The organism is Mucilaginibacter flavidus (assembly GCF_024055575.1).
In the GTDB taxonomy this organism is placed as follows: domain Bacteria; phylum Bacteroidota; class Bacteroidia; order Sphingobacteriales; family Sphingobacteriaceae; genus Mucilaginibacter; species Mucilaginibacter flavidus.
Map to the genome: position 1 here is coordinate 1 of NZ_JAMXOE010000056.1, position 2,599 is coordinate 2,599.

2 protein-coding genes are annotated in these 2,599 nt (G+C 45.7%); both read left to right on the top strand.

The features are described from left to right. Positions 1-176 precede the first annotated feature (176 nt). Positions 177-1,706: an IS21 family transposase gene (istA, locus tag NAF19_RS30410; protein WP_252794229.1), complete on the top strand. Its 1,530-nt coding sequence runs from the start codon at positions 177-179 to the stop codon at positions 1,704-1,706. 20 nt (positions 1,707-1,726) lie between these two features. Beyond that, positions 1,727-2,479, top strand: a complete 753-nt coding sequence (gene istB / locus NAF19_RS30415) for an IS21-like element helper ATPase IstB (protein ID WP_252794230.1) — start codon at positions 1,727-1,729, stop codon at positions 2,477-2,479. The last annotated feature ends 120 nt before the right edge of the window (positions 2,480-2,599 follow it).

Sequence of the window (2,599 nt, forward strand, 5' to 3'; positions counted from 1 at the left end):
GGGATAGGTTGACACCCGATTCCGCTGCAAATTGACCACCCCATTCCGGGCAAATTGACCAGGGTATTCCGGGCCAAACTGACCACCCTTCGAACGGGCAGCTTGTGCTGTAGAAGCAACCATCTTTGAGCAGGTTTACTATAACCTCTTCAAGCATGGCCAACACTACGATTAGTATGAGTAAGATTAGAAAGATCCTGAGGATGTATAGCCAGGAGCGCAGCATAATGTCTATAGCGGCCCAGGCTGACACATCCAGGAATACAGTAAAGAAGTATCTGGCCTCGTTTAAAGAGAGCGGATTTACGTTTGAAGAGGTTAATGCTTTGAATGATAAGGAACTGGAGGACTTCTTCGGGAAAAGTAAAGAGTACCCTCCCAATAACCGGATGCAGTCAATGCTGCGCTGCTTTCCCCAGGTAGATAAAGAGCTTAAACGAACAGGTGTTAACCGGCATATTTTATGGGAGGCCTACTATAAAGAGTTTCCTGAAGGTTATCAGTATAGTCAGTTTTGCTTTTACTACAACCAGTGGAAAGCCCGGGTAAACCCGGTGATGCACATGGATCACAAGGCCGGTGATAAACTGTATGTGGACTTTGCCGGTCAGAAGTTAAGCATTACTGATAAGGAAACAGGTGAGATCATTGCAGTTGAAGTCTTTGTAGCCATACTGGGGGCCAGTCAGCTCACTTACGCGGAAGCGGTACTTAGCCAACAGAAGGAAGACTTTATTGCAGCCTGCGAAAACACATTGCACTACATCGGTGGTGTCCCTGAAGCTATTGTTCCTGATAACCTGAAAGCGGCAGTAACTAAAAGCAGCCGCTATGAACCAACACTGAATGAAACATTCGCTGACTTTGCGGATCATTATGGAACAACGATTCTTCCAGCGCGGGCGTACCGCCCGCGTGATAAAGCCTTGGTGGAAGGGGCGGTAAAGATCATCTATACGCGCATTTATGCCCCGCTGAGAAAGACCATTTATCATTCCTTAACGGATCTGAATGTGGCTATCAGGGAAGCGTTGGAAGTCCATAACAGCCGGCTGCTGCAAGGCCGTAATTACAGCAGAAGGTTGCAGTTTGAAGAAGTGGAACGGGAGGCGCTGGTATCTTTGCCGGTTTTGCGCTACGAGCTTAAAAAACAGTTTCATGCCACGGTAATGAAGAACGGCCATGTATGTCTTGGACCCGATAAGCATTATTACAGCGTCCCTTTCCGGTTTATAGGCAGGAAGATAAAGCTACTATACTCCAGTTCTTCGGTAGAGGCCTTCTATCATTATGAGCGAATCGCCATGCATAAACGCATTAAAAGTTCCCATACCTATACGACAGATAAAGACCACATGGCCTCCACCCATCAGTTTGTTACCGAATGGACACCGGAGAAGTTTCTGAGCTGGGCAGCCTCCATTCACGAAGATGTCAGGCTCTATATCCTGAAGATATTGGAACGCAAGCAGCATCCAGAGCAAGCTTATAAATCCTGTGTCGGTATACTTAGTTTTTCCCGTAAAGCAGGTAATGAACGCCTGACTATCGCCTGCAGAAGGGCACTTGGTTATGGCATCTATAATTATAAAACGATACAGTCGATTTTAGAAAACAAGATGGATAATTATGAAGACAGCCTGTTTGCTGATGAATTGCCCATGCCTAATCACGATAATATCAGAGGAGAAGATTACTATAAATAACCCTTTAAACAACCAATCAAATGAATACAAACACTTTAGACAAAATGCGGAAGATGAAGTTCTTCGGTATGTTTCATGCTTTTAAAAGCAGCCTGGAAACCGGGCAGACTAATGATTACACGGCTGATGAACTGCTTGCCCACCTGGTGGAAGCAGAATGGGATGACCGTCACAACAGGCGTATCGAACGCCAGGTATACCACGCTAAGTTCCGCTATAAAGCCTCCATAGAGGATATTCACTACCATGCTGACCGGAGTGTTGACCGCAACCAGATCATGCGCCTGGCAGACTGTACGTTCATCAGCCGCAATGAGAACCTGCTTATCACGGGCAGTACCGGTATTGGTAAAAGTTATGTGGCCACTGCTATTGGTTACCAGGCCTGTATGCTGGGCTACCGGGTATGGTACGCCAGCACACCTAAGTTGTTCGCTAAACTGAAAATGGCTAAAGCAGATGGTTCGTATCTCAAAGAGATAGCTAAGATCGAACGGCAGCAATTACTGATACTGGATGACTTTGGTATACAACCCTTTGATGCCCAAAGCAGGGCTGCACTGATGGAGATCATTGAAGACAGACATGGTAAGACTTCTTTGATCATAACTTCTCAACTACCTGTTAGTAAATGGTATGAAGTCATTGGTGAAAAAACGATTGCTGATGCTATTCTGGACCGGATAGTTCATGATGCCCACCGAATTGAGCTTAAAGGAGAATCTATGAGGAAAAAACGCAAACCTGATGACAATGATATCACCTACGAATAATCACTTTTAAATAACTACTTTTAACACAACGCTTTTACAGCTCTCGCTGAACCCGTTCGCCAGGGAATTGCCTGGTCAGTTTGCCACGGAATGGAGTGGTCAGTTTCCCCGGAATAGTCA